General features: G+C 64.9%; 1 protein-coding gene. It reads left to right on the top strand.

The genetic code is table 11. The features are described from left to right. Positions 1-64: 64 nt before the first annotated feature. Positions 65-1,018 carry an IS5 family transposase gene (locus ACSQ23_RS28455; protein ID WP_055875837.1) on the top strand — a complete coding sequence of 318 codons (954 nt, stop codon included), beginning with the start codon at positions 65-67 and terminating at the stop codon, positions 1,016-1,018. Positions 1,019-1,146 lie beyond the last annotated feature (128 nt).

The raw sequence follows: 1,146 nt of genomic DNA, 5'->3' as shown, positions 1-1,146 counted from the left end.
AGGGGCCTGTTGCATAATTCTGCAGGTGTGATTCCGTGACTATGGAGAGCGGAGTTGATGACCGATGGCGATCAAGCGGACAGGGCAGTTGGGTTTTGCCGATGCAGTTCTTGCCGGTTCGGGTGATGGTCCGCTGGATCGGTTGTCTCGGCTGGTACGGTGGTACCGGTTCGACAAGCAGCTTGCTGGCCTGCGGGATGGCGGGGCGGGTCGGGCGGCGTGGCCGCCGCTGGTTCTGTTCAAGGCCCTGCTGGTCGGGGCGCTGCATGGGTTGAGCGAGCGGGAACTGGAGGCGGCGCTCGCCGACCGGTTGAGCTTCCGGCGCTTCGTGGGGCTGAGCTACGAGGAGAGCGTGCCGGACCACAGCGTGCTCAACCGGTTCCGCAACGAACTGGTGGAGCATGGGCTGTACGAGAAGCTGTTCGCCGAACTGGACAAGCAGCTTGAGGCGGCTGGGGTGATGCTGAAGCGTGGCACGATGCTGGATGCCACGGTGATCGAGACGGTGAGCCGTCCGAGCAGTGGAGACCGGCAGTCGCTGGACCCCGATGCGGGCTTTGCCAAGCGCACCGGCAAGCCCGGTTCGACGTTCGGCTACAAGGCGCATGTCGGGGTGGACGAGGGGCCGGGTGGCTTCATCCGCTCGGTGCTGACCACGCCGGCCAACATCAACGACACGACTCCGGCCGATCTGTTGATCCGCGGAGACGAGAAGGTTGTGTGGGCTGATGCGGCCTACCATACCCATGAGCGTCAGGCCTCGCTCAAGGCGCGTGGCATCAAGCCCAGGCTGGCGCGCCGGGCCAACCGCCACCATCCCGAGCTCAGTCCCCGGCTCAAGCACTACAACCGACTGATCGCGCGGCGACGCGCTGCGGTCGAGACCACCTTCGCCACGCTCAAGAACCGCATGAAGCTCACTCGCATCCGCTACGTTGGACTACTCAAGGCCAGTGCCCAGATCACCCTGTGCGCCATCGCCTTCAATCTCAGGCGTTGGGCCGCCATCACGGCCTAGCTGCGTCCGGTGGCAGCCTAAACCACCGCACTTACCAATCCTACTCAGCAAAAGCCGCCAGAACCGCCCCCTCAGGGCTACGCCTGCGGCCCAAACCACCAGCCCTCGCCAACTGCGCAACAGTCCCC

This window comes from Devosia sp. LjRoot16 (genome assembly GCF_964252795.1).
In the GTDB taxonomy this organism is placed as follows: Bacteria; Pseudomonadota; Alphaproteobacteria; order Rhizobiales; family Devosiaceae; genus Devosia_A.
The sequence above is the reverse complement of the archived record's forward strand: the minus strand, read 5'-3'. Positions and strand labels throughout refer to the sequence as shown.